Source organism: Telluria sp. LT2P80, from assembly GCF_059685955.1.
This window is the reverse complement of record NZ_JCASIO010000001.1, coordinates 1363662-1381281: the sequence shown is the minus strand read 5'-3', so window position 1 is coordinate 1381281 and position 17620 is coordinate 1363662. Positions and strand designations below refer to the sequence as shown.

At 64.5% G+C, this 17620-nt stretch carries 20 protein-coding genes; 13 read left to right on the top strand and 7 right to left on the bottom strand.

Annotated elements, in window-relative coordinates; translation table 11 throughout:
• Positions 1 to 5: 5 nt before the first annotated feature.
• The 4 genes from accB to AC56LW_RS06020 form a co-directional block, all read right to left on the bottom strand.
• Positions 6 to 464 (bottom strand): acetyl-CoA carboxylase biotin carboxyl carrier protein, encoded by a 459-nt coding sequence (gene accB, locus AC56LW_RS06035; RefSeq protein ID WP_332532265.1) that lies wholly within the window; start codon positions 462 to 464, stop codon positions 6 to 8.
• 94 nt (positions 465 to 558) lie between these two features.
• Positions 559 to 990, bottom strand: coding sequence for a type II 3-dehydroquinate dehydratase (gene aroQ / locus AC56LW_RS06030; RefSeq protein ID WP_183556304.1), 432 nt, complete (start codon positions 988 to 990; stop codon positions 559 to 561).
• Between the two features lie 132 nt (positions 991 to 1122).
• On the bottom strand, positions 1123 to 1689 hold the full coding sequence (locus tag AC56LW_RS06025; RefSeq protein ID WP_332532266.1) for a TlpA family protein disulfide reductase: 567 nt from the start codon (positions 1687 to 1689) through the stop codon (positions 1123 to 1125).
• Positions 1686 to 2318 (bottom strand): hypothetical protein, encoded by a 633-nt coding sequence (locus AC56LW_RS06020; RefSeq protein WP_183556306.1) that lies wholly within the window; start codon positions 2316 to 2318, stop codon positions 1686 to 1688. Before AC56LW_RS06020 ends, AC56LW_RS06025 begins: the two co-directional genes overlap by 4 nt.
• A gap of 89 nt (positions 2319 to 2407) precedes the next feature.
• Here AC56LW_RS06020 and mpl point away from each other — a divergent pair, with 89 nt between their 5' ends.
• The 4 genes from mpl to AC56LW_RS06000 are packed head-to-tail and all read left to right on the top strand — an operon-like array spanning position 2408 to position 7063.
• A complete protein-coding gene (gene mpl / locus AC56LW_RS06015) occupies positions 2408 to 3784 on the top strand; it encodes a UDP-N-acetylmuramate:L-alanyl-gamma-D-glutamyl-meso-diaminopimelate ligase (protein WP_183556307.1) in 1377 nt (458 codons plus the stop codon).
• Positions 3785 to 3798: 14 nt separating this feature from the next.
• Positions 3799 to 4410, top strand: a complete 612-nt coding sequence (locus AC56LW_RS06010; RefSeq protein ID WP_499632696.1) for a YqiA/YcfP family alpha/beta fold hydrolase — start codon at positions 3799 to 3801, stop codon at positions 4408 to 4410.
• On the top strand, positions 4407 to 4994 hold the full coding sequence (locus tag AC56LW_RS06005) for a chorismate--pyruvate lyase family protein (RefSeq protein ID WP_499632693.1): 588 nt from the start codon (positions 4407 to 4409) through the stop codon (positions 4992 to 4994). The genes AC56LW_RS06010 and AC56LW_RS06005 overlap by 4 nt, the downstream gene beginning before the upstream one ends.
• Before the next feature lie 2 nt (positions 4995 to 4996).
• Positions 4997 to 7063, top strand: a complete 2067-nt coding sequence (locus tag AC56LW_RS06000; protein ID WP_499632690.1) for a ribonuclease catalytic domain-containing protein — start codon at positions 4997 to 4999, stop codon at positions 7061 to 7063.
• A 106-nt stretch (positions 7064 to 7169) separates the two neighbouring features.
• Here AC56LW_RS06000 and AC56LW_RS05995 read toward each other — a convergent pair whose 3' ends face one another.
• Positions 7170 to 7379: a hypothetical protein gene (locus tag AC56LW_RS05995; RefSeq protein ID WP_499632687.1), complete on the bottom strand. Its 210-nt coding sequence runs from the start codon at positions 7377 to 7379 to the stop codon at positions 7170 to 7172.
• Positions 7380 to 7847: 468 nt separating this feature from the next.
• On the opposite strand from AC56LW_RS05995, the gene AC56LW_RS05990 reads away from it, so the two are divergent.
• The 4 genes from AC56LW_RS05990 to corA all read left to right on the top strand — a co-directional run bounded on the left by AC56LW_RS05990 (position 7848) and on the right by corA (position 11377).
• Positions 7848 to 8732: an energy transducer TonB gene (locus AC56LW_RS05990; protein WP_499632684.1), complete on the top strand. Its 885-nt coding sequence runs from the start codon at positions 7848 to 7850 to the stop codon at positions 8730 to 8732.
• Positions 8729 to 9544 carry a shikimate dehydrogenase gene (gene aroE / locus AC56LW_RS05985; protein WP_499632681.1) on the top strand — a complete coding sequence of 272 codons (816 nt, stop codon included), beginning with the start codon at positions 8729 to 8731 and terminating at the stop codon, positions 9542 to 9544. The genes AC56LW_RS05990 and aroE overlap by 4 nt, the downstream gene beginning before the upstream one ends.
• A gap of 12 nt (positions 9545 to 9556) precedes the next feature.
• Positions 9557 to 10315, top strand: coding sequence for a monofunctional biosynthetic peptidoglycan transglycosylase (gene mtgA / locus AC56LW_RS05980; RefSeq protein ID WP_332532272.1), 759 nt, complete (start codon positions 9557 to 9559; stop codon positions 10313 to 10315).
• Positions 10316 to 10411: 96 nt separating this feature from the next.
• Positions 10412 to 11377 (top strand): magnesium/cobalt transporter CorA, encoded by a 966-nt coding sequence (gene corA / locus AC56LW_RS05975; RefSeq protein ID WP_482896218.1) that lies wholly within the window; start codon positions 10412 to 10414, stop codon positions 11375 to 11377.
• Positions 11378 to 11395: 18 nt separating this feature from the next.
• On the opposite strand, the gene hemL is transcribed toward corA, so the two are convergent.
• Both hemL and thiD read right to left on the bottom strand, forming a co-directional pair.
• Positions 11396 to 12694: a glutamate-1-semialdehyde 2,1-aminomutase gene (gene hemL / locus AC56LW_RS05970; RefSeq protein ID WP_499632678.1), complete on the bottom strand. Its 1299-nt coding sequence runs from the start codon at positions 12692 to 12694 to the stop codon at positions 11396 to 11398.
• Between the two features lie 50 nt (positions 12695 to 12744).
• Entirely contained in the window at positions 12745 to 13554 is an 810-nt protein-coding gene (thiD, locus tag AC56LW_RS05965; protein ID WP_258835643.1) for a bifunctional hydroxymethylpyrimidine kinase/phosphomethylpyrimidine kinase, read from the bottom strand.
• Positions 13555 to 13652: 98 nt separating this feature from the next.
• Between thiD and AC56LW_RS05960 the strand changes: the two genes are divergently transcribed.
• The 5 genes from AC56LW_RS05960 (at position 13653) to AC56LW_RS05940 (ending at position 17620) form a co-directional block, all read left to right on the top strand.
• Positions 13653 to 13805 (top strand): rubredoxin, encoded by a 153-nt coding sequence (locus AC56LW_RS05960; RefSeq protein WP_036170087.1) that lies wholly within the window; start codon positions 13653 to 13655, stop codon positions 13803 to 13805.
• Between the two features lie 138 nt (positions 13806 to 13943).
• Positions 13944 to 14339 carry a response regulator gene (locus AC56LW_RS05955; protein ID WP_183556317.1) on the top strand — a complete coding sequence of 132 codons (396 nt, stop codon included), beginning with the start codon at positions 13944 to 13946 and terminating at the stop codon, positions 14337 to 14339.
• Positions 14340 to 14365: 26 nt separating this feature from the next.
• Positions 14366 to 14764, top strand: a complete 399-nt coding sequence (locus AC56LW_RS05950) for a response regulator (protein WP_332532276.1) — start codon at positions 14366 to 14368, stop codon at positions 14762 to 14764.
• Positions 14761 to 15306: a chemotaxis protein CheW gene (locus tag AC56LW_RS05945; RefSeq protein WP_499632673.1), complete on the top strand. Its 546-nt coding sequence runs from the start codon at positions 14761 to 14763 to the stop codon at positions 15304 to 15306. The genes AC56LW_RS05950 and AC56LW_RS05945 overlap by 4 nt, the downstream gene beginning before the upstream one ends.
• Positions 15307 to 15364: 58 nt before the next feature.
• Positions 15365 to 17620, top strand: coding sequence for a methyl-accepting chemotaxis protein (locus AC56LW_RS05940; RefSeq protein WP_499632671.1), 2256 nt, complete (start codon positions 15365 to 15367; stop codon positions 17618 to 17620).

The window sequence follows — 17620 nt, the reverse complement described above, 5'->3', positions numbered from 1 at the left end:
AGGCTTTAGCCAATCACGAACAGCGGCTGGCCGAATTCGACCGGCTGGCCGTTTTCCACGAGGATCTTGGTGACAACGCCCGAGACATCGGCGTCGATTTCATTCAGGAGCTTCATCGCTTCGATGATGCACAGCGTCTCGCCTTCCTTGATGTTCGAGCCGACTTCGACGAACGCCGCAGCGCCCGGTGCGGACGAACGGTAGAAGGTACCCACCATCGGCGACTTGACGACGTGGCCGGTTGGCTCGGGAGCCACGACCGGTGCTGCAGCGACAGGCGCAGCAGCCGGGGCTGGCGCCGCGAACTGTTGCACGCCTTGTTGCGGCATCATCATCATCTGGCCCTGGCCAACAGCGGACGACTTGACGATGCGGACCTTGCTTTCGCCTTCGGTGACTTCGAGCTCGGCGATGTCCGATTCAGCGACCAGGTCGATCAAGGTCTTGAGTTTTCGTAGATCCATGTGAAACCCCTTGGAATTATTCGTTTTAGAGAGCAGGCCGGCGCGTCCAACAGGCCGCGCAGCCGCTGATACATGAAGTTGACGTAGATTAACGCTATTTAAGTGCGAAGTCGATGGCAAACCTGTATCCGTCCGGCCCCAGTCCGCAGATCACGCCACGCGCGATGCCGGAGAGATAGGAATGCTGCCGGAACGATTCGCGGGCATGCACGTTCGACACGTGCACCTCGACGAATGGAATGGCCACCGACGCGAACGCATCGCGCAGTGCTACGCTGGTATGGGTCAAGCCACCAGGATTGATCACGATAAAATCCACGCCTTCGGTGCGTGCGGCGTGGATGCGATCGATCAGGGCGCCCTCATGGTTGCTCTGGAAATGCTCCAGTGCTGCGCCGGCGTTCGTGGCTTGTGCAACTGCTGCGTTCTCGATGTCGGCCAGTGTCGTCGTGCCGTACACCGCAGGCTCGCGCGTCCCCAATAAATTGAGGTTGGGGCCGTTGAGAAGCAGTAGCTTTTTCGCCATAATGAGAGTCTGGTAGCCCGAAAGTCAGGCATTGTGCCGCCTAGCTCGGCTGTTGGCAAGCGGTAAAATTGCTGGTGTTTAGCCGAAATTGGCCGCAATTGCAAATCGTACGATCGTTCGTTAAAAGCGCGATCAACCCTTCAATTTGGCCAGGTCAGCGCGCAATTCGTCGAACTTGAGCTTGCCAATATACGTCTTGAGCACTTGCCCGTCGGCGCCGATCAGCACAGTGTACGGCAAGCCGCCCATCGTGTTGCCCAATTCCTTCGACAGCTCGGTTCCGCCCATGCCCGCCACGTAGAGTGGATAGGCAATCTGGTGCTTGGCGGCGAATTCGCTCATATTGGTCGGCGAATCGATGCCGATGCCGATCACATTGAAATGCTTGCCCTTGTCTTCGCCCGCCAGGTGCGACAGCTCCGGCATTTCCTGCACGCACGGACCGCACCAGGTGGCCCAGAAGTTCACCAGCAGGGGCTTGCCCTTCCACTGGGCCAGCGGCTGCGGTTCGCCCGCCAGGTTGTTGAGCGACTGCGCATAGAGATTGGTGACGGCATTGGTCACTGCACCAGCGCCGGCAGCCGTACTGATCTGGGGGGAGGCCGGTGCCGGCGCCTTCTTGTAGAGCGCGACAACGGCGCCCATCACGCCGAACAGCGCGGCCACTGCCACATAGGTAGCCAGATGTTTCTTGTTCATTCGTTCTGTTCCAGTGTTGAGTCGGCAGCGATCAGCGCGCGCAGGCCGGCAGCGTCGAGGCGTTGCGGGCGGCCATCCGCGCGCGGCTTGAGCGCGCCGCGCAGGTCTTGGTATTCAAACAATTGCGCATGCACAGTTTCCTTCATCCACGGGAAACTGACGGTCTCGACCGGCGCATGGCGCCCCCCCTTGAAATGCGGGGTTTCCGAGATCTCGATATTAACATTGCGATTCAGCAGATAGATCTGCACTTCTTTCGCGCTGTCGGCGAACAGTTGCAGGTGGATATCGTCGTGCTCGCCGGCCGTGCCTTGCAGCACCGGGCCGGTGATATAGGGATTGAAGTCGGCCAGCGCCTCCATCACCTGCAGCGCCGTGGCGCGCAATTGCGCCAGGCGCTCGCTGTGGTCCGGGCCGCCGAACAGTGCCAGGTACTTGCGCACTTCGTCTTCGACCTGGATGTCGTCGGGCATCATATTGGGAACAGGCTGGTTCACGCCGAGCACCTGGCGGGCCGCCTTGCGGCGCGCGGTATCGATGTCGGCGCCATCCTGGGCAACCATGCGCGCAGCCACAAGGGCGATCTCGGCGCGCAATTGAATGAGATCGTTGTTCAAGTTCGGCATCATGATCCAGATCATACTCTGAACCTTAATTTGGCAGCGCCTCGGGTAGAATCCCGGTTTCGTCCATTTACATCGCACCAGCGCACCTTCCCATGCACATTCATATTCTCGGCATTTGCGGCACCTTCATGGGTGGCCTGGCGGTCCTGGCCAAGGAAGCCGGTCACCGCGTGACCGGTTGTGACGCCAACGTCTATCCACCGATGAGCACGCAGTTGCAAGCCCAGGGGATCGAGCTGATCCAGGGCTACGGCCCGGAGCAGGTGTCGCTGAATCCCGATCTGTATGTGGTCGGCAATGTCATGACGCGCGGCAATCCGCTGATCGAGGAAATCCTGAACCGCGGCTTGCCCTATATGTCGGGGCCGCAGTGGATCGGCGAGCATATCCTGCGCGAAAAATGGGTGCTGGCCGTGGCCGGTACGCACGGCAAGACGACCACGACCTCGATGCTGGCCTGGATCCTGGAAGATGCCGGCTATGCGCCGGGTTTCCTGATCGGCGGCGTGCCGATGAACTTCGGCGTCTCGGCGCGCCTGCATGGCGACAAGCCATCGGACTTCTTCGTCATCGAAGCCGATGAATACGACACGGCGTTCTTCGACAAGCGCAGCAAGTTCGTGCACTACCACGCCAAGACGGCCGTGCTGAACAACCTGGAATACGACCACGCCGACATCTTTCCGGACATCGGCGCCATCGAAACCCAGTTCCACCACCTGGTGCGCACCGTGCCGGGCGTGGGTCGCCTGGTCGTCAATGGCGACGAAGCATCGATCGGGCGCGTGCTCAAGCGCGGTTGCTGGAGCGAGAAGGAAAGCTTTGGCGGCGCCGATGGCGTCGACTGGACGATGGTCGAGCATCCGGGTGGCGCGAGCTTCGACGTCATCTTCAAGGGCGCGCCGCAAGGCACCGTGCACTGGGACCTGACCGGCAAGCACAACCGCTCGAACGCGCTGGCCGCGATTGCCGCCGCGCGCCACGTCGGCGTGCCGGTCGCGCAGGCCATCGAATCGCTGGCCCGCTTCGAGAACGTCAAGCGCCGCATGGAAGTGCGCGGCGTGGTCAACAACATCACCGTCTACGACGACTTCGCGCACCACCCGACGGCGATTGCCACCACGGTCGGCGGCCTGCGCCAGAAGCTGGGCGCGCAAGGTTCCGGCCGCATCCTGGCCGTGCTCGAGCCGCGCTCGAACACGATGAAGCTGGGCGCGATGAAGGATGCGCTGCCGGGCAGCCTGAAGGATGCCGACCTGGTGTTCGGCTTCGGCAGCCAGCAGGCGCTGGGCTGGTCGCTGGCCGATGCGTTCAAGCCGATGGGGACGATTGCGCACAGCTTCGACCAGATCGACTATATGGTGCAGGCCATCGTGCAGCAGGCGCAGCCGGGCGACCATATCCTGGTCATGAGCAATGGCGGCTTCGGCGGTGTGCACCAGAAGCTGCTGGACGCGCTGGCCCCATGACGTCGGCGCCGGCTTTGCCACCGTACCTTCTGTATTTGCACGGCTTTCGCTCGTCGCCCAAATCGATGAAGGCGCGCGTCATGCAGGCGGCGCTCGAGGAGCGCGGCTTGCTGGATCGCCTGATCTGCCCGCAATTGCCGGCGTCGCCCAAGGCCGCGTTCGCGCTGGCGCTGGACCTGGCCGCGCAGCACGCACCGGGCAATCTCGCGATCGTCGGCTCGTCGCTGGGCGGCTTCTATGCGTGCGCGCTGGCCGAGCGCCTGGGCGTGCCGGCCGTCGTCATCAATCCGTCGGTCGATCCGACGCGCAACCTCGAACACCATGTGGGCGTGACGACCAACTGGCATTCGGACGAACCGTTCGAGTTTCGCCCCGAGTACATCGATGAACTCAAGGCACTGCGCGTCGCGGCCATCACGCAGCCCGAGCGCTATTTTTTGCTGGCCGCCACGGGCGACGAAGTGCTCGACTACCGGGACATGGTGGCGCACTACGCCGGCGCGCGCCAGCACGTGATCTACGGCAGCGACCATGCGGTGTCGGAGTTTCCCATCTATGTCGATGAGGTGCTGGCGTTTTGCGGCATGGACGTCGACGGCCCCGCAGCTGGAGACCCGGCGCAGTGAGGAACCGTTCGCTGCGCCTGGCCGCCTGGCAGCCGCATGCGCGCGCCGTGCGTGCTTCTCCACCAATGCACGACTGGCTCGTCACGCCCGGTTCGCTGACCGCTCGCCTGGTCGCCAGCAGCGACGCGTTTCGCGTGCGCCGCCTGCACCAGCACAGTGCCGTGTGCCTGGCCGACGAAGCGGCGGCGATTGGCCTGGCGCGACCACAGCGCGTCTGGGAACGCGAAGTACTTCTCGTCTGCGACGGCACGCCGGTGGTCTTTGCCCACACGGTCGTGCCGCCCGATGCCGACGCGAGCGACTGGCCGCTGTTTTCGGCGCTGGGTGAACGCTCGCTCGGCTCGACCCTGTTTTACGATCCGCTCGTGCGGCGCGGATCACTTGAATTTGCGCGCCTGGGCGCCGACCATCCGCTGGTGCGCCGTGCGCACGCGGCCATTGGCGGCGCAGGCGCCCAACAGCCGATTTACCATGCGCGGCGCTGCGTCTATCGCCGCCGTCAAGGCCTGCTCCTGGTCACCGAGGTATTCTTGCCGGCGGTGCTCAGCCTGGGAGCGGGCGCAACCACGAACAACACAGAATAATCATGAATGTATTTTTTGAGGAATCGGGCGACTTCAAGGTCGGCGCCATCCTGTCGCAAGCCGGCGAGGCATACCAGGTCGAACTGGCCAGCGGCAAGCGCACCAAGGTCAAGACGCGCGACGTGCTGCTGCAATTTGAAAAGCCCAGCCCGCAAGAGCTGATGGACGCGGCCAAGGCCGTGGCGGCGGACGTCGACCTCGAGTTCCTGTGGGAAGTCGCGGGCGAAGAAGAATTCGGCTTTGCCGAGCTGGGCGCCGAATACTTCGGCCACGCGCCGCTGCCGCACGAAGCGGCCGGCCTCGTGCTGACGCTGCACGGCTCGCCCATCTACTTCTACAAGAAGGGCCGTGGCCGCTACAAGGCCGCGCCGGAAGCGTCGCTCAAGGCCGCGCTGGCCGGCATCGAAAAGAAAAAACAGCAGGCCATCATCCAGGCCGGCTATGTCGATGAGCTCAAAGCCGGCAAGCTGCCCGAATCGATGCAGCCGCTCGTGCACCAGCTGCTGTTCAAGCCGGACAAGAACACGATCGAATACAAGGCATTCGAGGCCGCGGCCAATGAGCTGCAGACCAACCCGGCACGCCTAATGCTGGACGTCGGCGGGCTGGCCTCGCCCAAAGACCTGCACATGGGCCGCTTCCTGTTCGAGAACTTCCCGCGCGGCGCCGGCTTTGCGCCAGTGGACGTGCCAACAGCGCCGACCGACCTGCCACGCGCCGACGTTGCCGCGTTCTCGATCGATGACGTGACCACGACCGAGATCGACGATGCGTTTTCCGTCGTCAAGCTGGACGATGGCACCGTGCGCGTGGGCATCCACATCGCGGCGCCGGGCCTGGCCGTGCGTCCGGACGACGCGATCGACAAGATCGCCCGCGCGCGCATGTCCACCGTGTACATGCCGGGCGACAAGATCACGATGCTGCCGGACGAGGTGGTCAATGCGTTCACGCTGGCCGAGGGCAACGATTGTCCTGCACTGTCGCTGTACGCCGTGCTCAATCCCGAAGACTGGAGCGTCATCTCGACGACGACGCGCGCCGAGCTGGTGCCGATCAAGAGCAATCTGCGCCACAACGACCTGGATGATCTGGTCAATGAAGAAACGCTGGCCAGCGGCGAGGGTGAGTATCCGCACAAGGAAGAACTGGGCCAGTTATGGCAGTGGGCCTTGCAGCTGGAAGCCGGCCGCATGGCAAAGCGCGAAGCCTTTGGCCTCAAGCCAGAGCAAGCCAACCGCATGGACTTCAATTTCTACGTCGAGGACGACGTGGTCTCGATCGTGCGCCGCAAGCGGGGCGCGCCGCTGGACAAGATCGTCGCCGAACTGATGATCTTTGCCAACAGCACCTGGGGCAAGCTGCTGCACGACTCGGGCGTGCCGGGCATCTACCGCTCGCAAGGGCCGGGCGCCGGCGGCTGGGCCGGCAAGATGCAGGTGCGCATGGTCACGCACGCCGCGCCGCACCAGGGCCTGGGAGTGGACCAGTACGCATGGAGCACGTCGCCGCTGCGCCGCTATACCGACCTGGTCAACCAGTGGCAGATCATCGCGGCGGCCGAAAACGGCGTCACCGCGCCGCTCGTCGCGCCGTTCAAGCACCGCGATGCGACGCTGTTTTCGATCGTGTCGAGCTTCGACGCGGCATATGCAGCCTACAACGAGTTCCAGCAGAACATGGAGCGCTACTGGTGCCTGCGCTGGCTGGGGCAGGAGGGCGTCAAGATGGTCGACGCTGTCGTGCTCAAGGACGAGCTCGTGCGCCTGACCGACGTGCCGCTGGTGGTGCGCCTGCCAGGCATGTCGCAGGTGGCGCGTGGCGCGCAGGTCAAGCTCGACATCGTCCGCTGGGACGAGATCGAACTGAACCTCGAGGCGCGTTTGCTGGAAGTGGCAAGCGCCGCGCCGGATGCGGCCATCGCGGATGAAGAGGACACGGAAGCCGACACCGGCGAAGCAGCAGCGGCCGAAGCGGTGGAGGCGGAAGGCGCGGTTGCCGTGGTGGACACGGCTGACGTGACGGAGCCAGCGTCATCAGTGACGCCGTCCAGTACCTCGGCACCATAATGGATTTGGCGAAAGAAGCCGAAGGAATGAACGGCATCTGAAGCCGCAGGCTCTGTGGGCCGTTGGCAAGGAGACTGAGTGCGGGATTTTGCAGGCCGCCCGCCTCTCAGGCTTCCAGCTTGCGCCCTCGTAGCCACCACGCCAACGGCATAATGACACCCGCAACGACGGACGGGTAGAAGATCAGCGCGAACGCCTTGTCAATGCTCATGGACTGATCGAAGAGGAAGATCGCCAGCCAGACGAGTACCGCAACTGAAAGGGTCGAGCCAATTGCGATCAGCAGGTATTTCAAGGTACTGAGAATGGCTTTCATGGTTTGAAAGGTTCCATTGATGGACAATTCGTTCCGCCCCGTACGGACTGTCGAAAACAATTCCACTTGCCGTGACCGTCTGCAAGTATGCGTTCGAAAGTTGCAGATGGGATCGTCTTCCCGGCTGCGCAATTCTGCAACAGGATTTGATCGCGGTGCTTGTCGTCCGAGGGTTCTTCGGTGACGCCTTTGATCCTGAGGTATGCATCGTTCGCCATATGGCTCTGCCTTGTGAGTTGGATAAGACCGACAATTATTCACCCTGTATGGCGCTGTAGGCTTGTCACGAGTCAGGGTCGCAGGTACCTGAGATCAAGCGGACATTGAAGGATTGGCAAGGCCATTCAACCCTCCGGCTACTATTGTCGAACACACCACGTTATCCCGCACGCCAATTCCACCTCCCCCTATGGGTTCGCCTCAGGTTAGAATGAATCAATTCTCCGATTCAATTCTCACCCGCAGCGCGTGAAGTCTCTCCTACACAACCGTCCCCTGATCATTGCCCTGGCCGTATCGGTGGCAGCCCACGCGGCGCTGCTGGCGGTGCGTTTTGCTGCGCCTGAAACGTTCCGCCAGACCCCGGCCGACCCAGGGCTCGAAGTTATCCTGGTCAATGCCAAGCACGACCGGGCGCCGGCCAAGGCCGACGCACTGGCCCAGGCGAACCTGGACGGTGGCGGCACCGCCGAAGCGGGCCGCGCCAAGTCGCCGCTGCCCGACCTGCGCAAGGTCGAGGATGGCGACAGCATCAAGGCCCTGCAGCGCCGCATCGCCGCGCTCGAGCAGATCCAGCAGGACGTCGTCACGCGCGCCCGCACGTCGAGCTTTACCGCGCCACCGGTCACCGAACGGGAAAAGCCGGATCCGTCGCGTACGGGCGAGGACAACCTCGACACGTCGCGCGCCATTTCGCGCAGCGCTGCCGAAATCTTCGAACGCATCGAAGAAGAAAACCGCCGCCCGAAACGCACGAAGATCACGCCGAGCACGCGCGAGGCGGGGTACGCGCTGTACTACAAGGCGATGCAGAAGCGGATCGAGGAAGTCGGCACGCTGAACTTCCCGCAGCAGGCCGGCAAGAAGCTGTATGGCGAGCTGGTGGTGTACATCCCCGTGTACCAGGACGGCACGCTGTACCTGAAGGATGGCGGCCCGAAGGTCGAGCGCAGCTCGGGCAATCCCGCGCTCGACAAGGCGGCGCTCGACATCGTGCGCCGCTCGGCGCCGTACGGCGCGTTCCCGGCCAATATGCGCACCAAGGGCAAGGACGATCTATGGGAAGTGTTTACGCGCTTCCAGTTCACCCGCGAAGAGAGCCTGCGCGCAACCCTGGGGAATGCATCGCCATGACCGATCGTTACTGCGTTATCGGCAACCCGATTGCCCACAGCAAATCGCCCCGGATCCACGCGCAATATGCCGCAGAGTTGGGCGAGGATCTCCAGTATGAACAATGCCTGGCGCCCGTCGATGGCTTTGCCGCGACGGTGGCGCGCCTGGTCGACGAAGGCTACAAGGGCGCCAACGTCACCGTGCCATTCAAGCTCGACGCTGCGCGCCTGGCCACACGTTTGACCCCGCGCGCGCAGGCGGCCGGCGCCGTCAATACGCTGGTGTTCGATGGCGGCGAGATCGTCGGCGACAACACGGACGGCGTGGGCCTGGTGGCCGACATCGTGCGCAATGCCGGCGTGTCACTGGACGGTAAACGTGTGCTGTTGCTGGGCGCCGGTGGCGCCGCCCGTGGCGCGCTGCTGCCGTTGCTGGACGCCGGACCGCGCCAGATCGTGATTGCCAACCGTACGCTGGCCACCGCCGAAGCGCTGGTGGCCGAGTTTGCCCATCATGCGGCGCGCCTGGCGGTCAGCGGCTTCGCCGATGTCGATGGCCCGTTCGACGTGATCATCAATGCGACGTCGGCCAGCCTGGACGCCGCCGTGCCGCCGGTGCCGGCGACGGTGTTCGGTCCGGACACGCTCGCGTTGGATATGATGTACGGAAACAAGCCAACCGTGTTCATGGACTTTGCCGCAGGTCATGGCGCTGCCGTGCGCGACGGCCTGGGCATGCTGGTGGAGCAGGCCGCCGAAGCGTTCGCGCTGTGGCGGGGCAAGCGGCCGGGCACGGCGCACGTGCTGGCATCGATGCGTCAATCACAATAACAGGGGTAACCCGTGGCTACATCGCGCACGAAGGGATCATCGAAGGCACCAGCGAAGGCGCCAGCCAAGCGCCGCTGGATCAAGTGGATTTTTCTGGGGCCGCTGCTGCTCGTGCTGCTGGTCCAGCTGTATTTCTTCCTGATGGTGTGCTGGTATTCGCAGGTCGATCCCGGCTCGACCAGCTTCATGCGCGCGCAATTGTCGGTACTGCGCGAAACGAATCCCAACGCGACGCTTAAGCACGAATGGGTGCCGTACGAGCGGATTTCGTACAATCTGAAGCGGGCAGTGGTGGCGTCCGAGGACGCCAATTTCAACGAGCACTACGGCGTGGACCTGAAAGCCATCGAGCGTACCTACGAGCGCAACGAGCGCCGGGGCAAGCTGGTGGGCGGCGGCTCGACCATCACGCAGCAACTGGCCAAGAACCTGTTCCTGTCCGGCTCGCGCAGCTATCTGCGCAAGGGGCAGGAAACGATCATCGCGTTCATGCTCGAAGCGGTCATGAGCAAGCAGCGCATCCTGGAAATCTACCTGAATGTGGCCGAGTTCGGCCGTGGCGTGTTCGGCGCCGAAGCGGCGGCGCGCTATTACTTCAAGACATCCGCCGCCAAACTGAGCACGGCGCAAGCCGCGCGCCTGGCCGTGATGCTGCCCAATCCCCGCTTCTACGACAAGAACCGCTCGACCCGCTACCTGGAGCGCCGCACCAGCACGATCCAGCGCCGGATCCCGTCGGCCGACGTGCCACGTGCGGATGAGCGGCCATAAACGCGTGTTTATGGCGCTGGAGTTGGCTCAGCGGCGGGCAAACGGTTACACTTGCGCTACTTTTGTCGACCGGCCAAGAATAGCGAGACCCAGCGCATGATCAATGTATTCGTCCTACAGAACGGCCGCCTGAACCAGGTCACGATCGAATCCCGCGAGGAACTCGAAAGCGTGGCGCCGGTCTGGGTCGACCTGACCGACCCGAGCGAAGAAGAGCGCGTCTGGGTCAAGGCCAAGTACAACGTGATCTTGCCGGGCGAAGACGAAGTCCAGGATATCGAAGCATCGGCGCGTTACTACGAAGCCGAAAATGGCGACCTGCACCTGCGCACCGACTTCCTGCTGGAAGAAGAAGACGGCCCGTCGCGCGTGATCACGGTGGCATTCATCTTGTCGGGCAAGATCCTGTTCTCGGTGCACAACGACGACTTGCCGGTGTTCCGCCTGGTGCGCATGCGCGCCCGTTCGCGGCCCGGCTCGATCGAAGACTATATGGACGTGCTGCTCGACCTGTACGCGACCGACGCCGAGTATTCGGCCGACTCGCTCGAGGGCATCTACGAAAGTCTCGAAGAAGTCTCGACCCGCGTGCTGCAGAAAGAATTTACCGACCAGGACGCGGCCGCGGCACTGAACGCGATCGCGCACGAGGAAGACTTGAACGGCCGCATCCGCCGCAACATGATGGACACGCGCCGCGCAGTCAGCTTCCTGATGCGCGGGCGCCTGCTGAACTCGGACCAGTTCGAGGAAGCGCGCCAGATCCTGCGCGACATCGAGTCGCTCGACGGCCACACCTCGTTCCTGTTCGACAAGGTGAACTTCCTGATGGACGCCACGGTCGGCTTCATCAACATCAACCAGAACAAGATCATCAAGATCTTCTCGGTGGCCTCGGTCGCGTTCCTGCCGCCAACGCTGATCGCCAGCGTCTACGGCATGAACTTCGCCGTGATGCCCGAGCTGCAATGGCGCTTCGGCTACCCGCTGGCCATTCTGTTGATGATTGGCTGCGGCGTGGCGCCGCTGTGGTATTTCAGGCGGCGTGGCTGGCTGAAGTAATCCAGCCAGCCCTGCGGGTCACCCGATCCGCTTGAACACGCGCCGCGCCGCTTCGATCGTTTCGTCGATCGCCGCGTCGTCGTGCTGGATCGACACGAAGCCTGCCTCGAACATCGCCGGGGCAAAGTACACGCCCTCGTCCAGCATGCCGTGGAAGAAGCGGTTGAAGCGCTCCTTGTCGCCGGCCATCATTTCGCTGTAGCTGCCCGGGACTTCCTTCGAGAAGTACATGCCGAACATGCCGCCCACGGCGTCACCGCAGAAGTCGATGCCCGCTTCGCGCGCGGCGTCGGTCAAGCCGGCCACCAGGCGGTTCGCCGTCGCGCTCAGGCGCTCGTAGAACCCGGCTTCCTGGATGAGCTTGAGCGTCGTCATGCCCGCCGCCACCGCGACCGGATTGCCCGACAGCGTGCCGGCCTGGTACACCGGGCCGATTGGCGCCATCTTCTGCATCAGTTCGGCGCGCCCGCCGAACGCCGCCACCGGCATGCCGCCACCGATGACCTTGCCCAGCGCGGTCAGATCGGGCTGGATGCCGTACATGCCCTGCGCGCCTTGCAGGCCCACGCGGAAGCCGCACATCACTTCGTCGAAGATCAGCACGGCGCCGTGCTTCGTGCACAGGTCGCGCATGCTCTGCAGGAATGCGGGCGTGGCGCGGATCAGGTTCATGTTGCCGGCGACCGGCTCGACGATCACGCAGGCGATCTCGTCGCCCATCGTCACGAACGCGTCTTCCAGTTGCGCCACGTCGTTGTAGTCGAGCACGAGCGTGTGCTTGACGAAGTCTTCCGGTACGCCGGCAGAGGTCGGATTGCCGAAGGTGAGCAGGCCGCTGCCGGCTTTCACCAGCAGCGAATCGGCGTGGCCGTGGTAGCAGCCTTCGAACTTGACGATCTTATCGCGGCCCGTGGCGCCGCGCGCCAGGCGCAGCGCGCTCATCGTCGCTTCGGTGCCCGACGAAACCAGGCGCACCTGCTTGATCGATGGCAGCAGGCGGCAGATTTCTTCGGCGATCTCGATTTCGCCTTCGGTCGGCGCGCCGAACGACAGGCCGTTGGCGGCGGCGGCCTGCACGGCCGACACCACTTCAGGGCGGGCGTGGCCAAGGATGGCCGGGCCCCACGAGCCGATGTAGTCGATGTAGCGCTTGCCGTCGGCGTCCCAGAAGTGCGGGCCGAGGGCGCGCGTGATGAAGCGCGGAGTGCCGCCGACCGAGCGGAAGGCGCGCACCGGCGAATTGACGCCGCCGGGCGTGGTCAGTTGGGCACGGGCAAACAGGGTGTCGTTGCGCGAGGTGGCTTGTTCAGTGGTCATGTTGACGTTTCAAGAAGAGGAAAGACCGTCCCGCGCAGCGCGCTTGAAACTCAGGGACGGAAGAATTTGGCGGGAATGAATTTGCCCATCCCGAAGCGTTGTGCGTTCTCGAGCGCGCCGGTGGTGTATTCCTGTGCCACGGCCAGCGCGGTCGGCGCATCCATGCCGCGCGCCATCAGGGCGGTGAACGCGGCCGAATACGTGTTGCCGGCGCCCAGGAACGGGCCGGGCAGGTGCTGCCAGTCGACCCGGGCGACTTCACCGCTGGTGTCGAACAAGCGGTTCGAGCAGGCGCCGGCCGTGTCGCGCGTGCCGGTGACGAGCACGTACTGCAGGCCGGACGAGGTCAGTTCGGCCACGTCTTCGTCGAGGTTGCCGGGATCGGCGTCGCCGCCGTCGCGCCACAGCTCGGCCATGCGGCCCAGTTCGGCCTGCGACAGGATCAGGGCGGTAGCTTGCGGCGCCAGGATGGAACGCAGGGCCATCAGCATTTCTTCGTCGCCCATGCCGGCGTCGGGCAGGGCCGACAGGAACGGGTCGAGGATCAGCGGCGCGTCCGGGTAGTCGGATACGATCTCGGCAATGGCGGCCAGGTGCAGCGCGGTGCCCACGGCGCCGACCTTGAAGGCGGCGATCGGCATGTCTTCGAGCAGCGCGCGCGCCTGTTCGGCCATCCAGTCGCTGTCGAGCTCATACATGTGCTCGACGCGGGCGCTGTCGGACACCAGCAGACCCGCAATGGCCGACAGCCCGTGGCACCCGAGGGCGGCAAAGGCGGCGACGTCCGATTGCACGCCCAGCGCGCCGACGGGATCGCAGACGCCAAAACTCAGGATGAGGGGTAACGGTTGGTTTTGCACGACGGGTAGATTAAGATGCCGGATTCTGATTCCACATTTTACTAGATACAAGGATCAACACCGTGAGTACTGAATCCACCGCCCCGTTCCTGACCTGGATGTGCCTGATCTGCGGCTGGGTATACGATGAAGCTGCCGGCGCACCGGAGGACGGCATTGCGCCGGGCACCCGTTGGGCCGACGTACCGATGAACTGGACCTGTCCCGAATGCGGCGCACGCAAGGACGACTTTGAAATGACAGCGATATAACACCTGTTGTTGTGCTTGCATGGCATCCTGGTAAGCCACTGATGCCATCGCAAACGTGTAGTTGACTCCCTGCAACACTTTGCGCACAAGAAAGATTCGTTATGCTATCGTGGCACTTCAAGCCGAAGTGAAACGACCATGACGACATCGCCGCAATCATCAAGCCTGACCATCATGGTGATCGATGACAGCAGCACGATCCGCCGGTCAGCAGAGATTTTCCTGACCCAGGCGGGCTACCACGTGGTGCTGGCCGACGATGGCTTCGACGCGCTCGCCAAGATCAACGACCACCATCCTGCGCTCGTGTTCTGCGACATCCTGATGCCGCGTCTCGACGGCTACCAGACCTGCGCGCTGATCAAGAAGAGCGTGCGGTTTCATGCGACCCCGGTGCTGATGCTCTCGTCCAAGGACGGCCTGTTCGACCGCGCGCGCGGCGCGATGGTCGGCGCCAGCGCCTACCTGACCAAACCCTTTACCAAAGACAGCCTGCTGGCGGCCGTGCGCGAGCATGCGCCGGCGGCAGGCTGACGATTCAACCAACGCTGGAGCCCTGCGTGGCCATTCAAAAGATTCTCATCGTCGACGATTCGCCGACCGAACGACTGTACCTGACCGACATCCTGGTCAAGAACGGCTTTACCGTGTGCACCGCCGTCAGTGGCGACGAAGCGATCGAGCGCATTCGCGCCGAGCGCCCGCAACTGATCCTGATGGACGTGGTCATGCCGGGCACCAACGGCTTCCAGGTGACCCGCGCCATCTCGCGCGATCCGGAACTGGCGGCACTGCCGATCATCATCTGCAGCAGCAAGGACCAGGAAACCGACCGTATCTGGGGCATGCGCCAGGGCGCCAAGGAATACCTGGTCAAGCCGGTGGATCCGGCGCGCCTGCTGGCGGCCATTGCGGCGCTGGCCGTGCCGGGCGCTGCTACCGGCAGCGTGAAGGCATGACCACCGACGGCGCGGACGAACGTGCAGGCCGCCGCGATCCCGCGGCGCGGCGCACCCGCCTGCGCCTGTACCAGGAACAGCTGCTCGAACGGATGCAGGCAGCGAAAAACGGCGCCGGCGCCAGCGTGGCGCAGCTGGGCCTGGCCATCGGCGGCGCGCGTTATCTGGTCGACCTGGCCGAAGTGGGCGAGATCGTCGCACCCGTGCCGGTCACGCCCGTGCCGCTGACCCGCCCGTGGTACCTGGGGCTGGCCAATGTGCGCGGCAGCCTGCTGGGCGTGATCGACCTGGCCCGCTATCTCGATGACGAGCATGTGGCCGCCACGACGGCCACGCCTGGCAGTACCCCGCGCCTGCTGGTGTTTGCACCTGGCCTGGGCTTGAATTGCGCGCTGCTCGCGTCCGCGGTGTATGGCTTGCGCCATGCCGGGACGATGACGCGCGACGGCGACGCCCTGCGCGATGCCGATGGCAACACATGGATGCCGCTGTCGCTGGCGGCGCTGGTGCGCGAAGAGCGCTTCCTGCACATTGCACGCTAACCGAACACACTAACTTGCAGCACAGGGAGCCGGAATGGGATTCGCCTCGAAATTGACCATGAATGTCTTCGCCAGGGGTGGCGCAGCCGATGACGCGGTGCGGCCGGTAACATCGCCCCCCGTCGCCGACGCTGCGGCGCCCGACGCGGTTGCCAGTGGTTCGGCCGCCGCGGCGGCGCGTCGCCTGGGCGGCTTTCGTGGCCGTGACGACGGCGCCGCCGATGGCGGTGGCGACATGCGCGCCACACTCATGGGCAGCGGCTTCCAGCCGAATCGCCTGCGCCTGTTGCTGGGCGCCGTCGCCGCCGGCGCGGTGCTGACCGTGCTGGCCATGTGGCAGAACGCCGCCAGCGACGCCCGCCTGGCGGGACAGAGCCAGGTGGCCGGTGACGCCGTGATGCACTCGCAGCGTTTCGCCAAGGCGGCGCCGATCGCGCTGCGTGGCGATGCGCAAGCGTTCTTCCAGCTGGAAGAGAGCCGCACCGAACTGGGTCGCGAACTCGATCTGCTGGCGCGTGGCGGCCAATCGCCGACCGGCCGCATTCCCGCCGCCAGCGGTCCCCGCGCCGACGACCTGCAAAAAGCCATCGTGCTGTGGAACCGCTCGTCCAAGGCCGCTGCCAACATTCTCGGCAACCGGCGCAACCTGATCGCCTTCGGCGCGAGCCTGGCCCAGTACGAAGAAGTGGGGCCGGAACTGGTCGCCATTGCCGAACGCCTGCAGCGCGACGAGGCCACCGACGCCCGGCGCCAGATGGCGGCACTAAGCCTGCTGTCGGTGACCCAGCGCCTGACGGCCGGCGCCCAGACCTTCAACACGCCGGGTTCGACCCAGAACGCGGTGACCTACATCCTGGGCGACATCGCCTCGCTCGAAGCGCTCGTCGACGGCCTGCTCGATGGCGGCGGCCGTTTTGGCCTGGCGCCACTGACGGACCTCGAAATGCGCGTGCGCCTGTCGCGCACCCGTGACAGCCTGCGCGAATACGTCAAGACCGTCACCCCGCTGATCGGCAACCTGACCAGCTACGCCGGCGCCCGCGCCGCCGAGCGCCTGATTTCGCGCGACAGCGAACCGCTGCGCGTGATGCTCGCCAAGCTGCACATGGATTACCAGCGCGACCAGGCCGGGATCAGCCCGTGGTTCTGGCTGGCCATCGGCGCCGGCGTGTTCACGCTGCTGGCCACTTTGGGCACCACCCGCGCCATGTTGCAGGAATCGCGTGAACGCGCCGCGGGCGCCGAAGGGCGCCGCCAGGAAGCCGAAGCGATGCGCCACCTGGCGCAGACCAAGGAAGAAGAAGCCAAGGCCACCAATGAACAGAATCAGGCCGCCATTTTGCGCCTGATGAACGAACTGCAGGACGTCGCCGACGGTGACCTGACGGTGCAGGCGACGGTGTCGGAAGACATCACCGGCGCGATTGCCGACTCGGTCAACTACACGGTCGAGGAACTGCGCGAGCTGGTCGTGCGGGTCATCCGCACGGCGGAGCAGGTGGCGCGCGCATCGAACGGTGCGCAGGACGTCTCGACCGAACTGCTGGGCGCGGCCGAGCAGCAGTCGCGCGAGATTCAGGATGCGTCGGCGACGACGCTGCGCCTGGCCGGCCTGATTACCGACGTGTCGCGCTCGGCCCTCGAATCGGCCGACGTGGCGCGCCAGTCGGTGGCGGCGGCGGCGCAGGGTTCGACCGCGGTGCAGAATGCGATCGAGGGCATGCAGGAGATCCGCGAGCAGATCCAGGAAACCTCCAAGCGCATCAAGCGCCTGGGCGAATCGTCGCAGGAGATCGGCGAGATCACCGAGCTGATTTCGGACATTACCGAGCAGACCAACGTGCTGGCGCTGAACGCCGCAATCCAGGCCGCATCGGCCGGCGAAGCAGGGCGCGGCTTCTCGGTGGTTGCCGAAGAGGTGCAGCGCCTGGCCGAACGTTCGGGCGACGCGGCCAAGCAGATCGGCGCGCTGGTGCGCACCATTCAGACCGACACCCACGACGCGGTGGCGGCAATGGAAAAATCGACCCAGGGTGTGGTCGAGGGGGCGCGCCTGTCGGACGCCGCCGGCGCCGCGCTGTCGGACATTTCGCGCGTCTCGAACCGCCTCGGTGACCTGATCGGCGACATGTCGACCGCCACCGAACGTCAGGCCACCAAGGCCACCGGCGTGGCCGACAAGATGCAGCAGATCCTGGCCGTGACCGAACAGACCCGCCAGGGTACGCGTCAGACCGCGCTGTCCATTCAGGAACTGGCCACGCTGGCGCAGGAACTGAAGGATTCGGTGTCCCGCTTCCGCGTGGTATCCTGA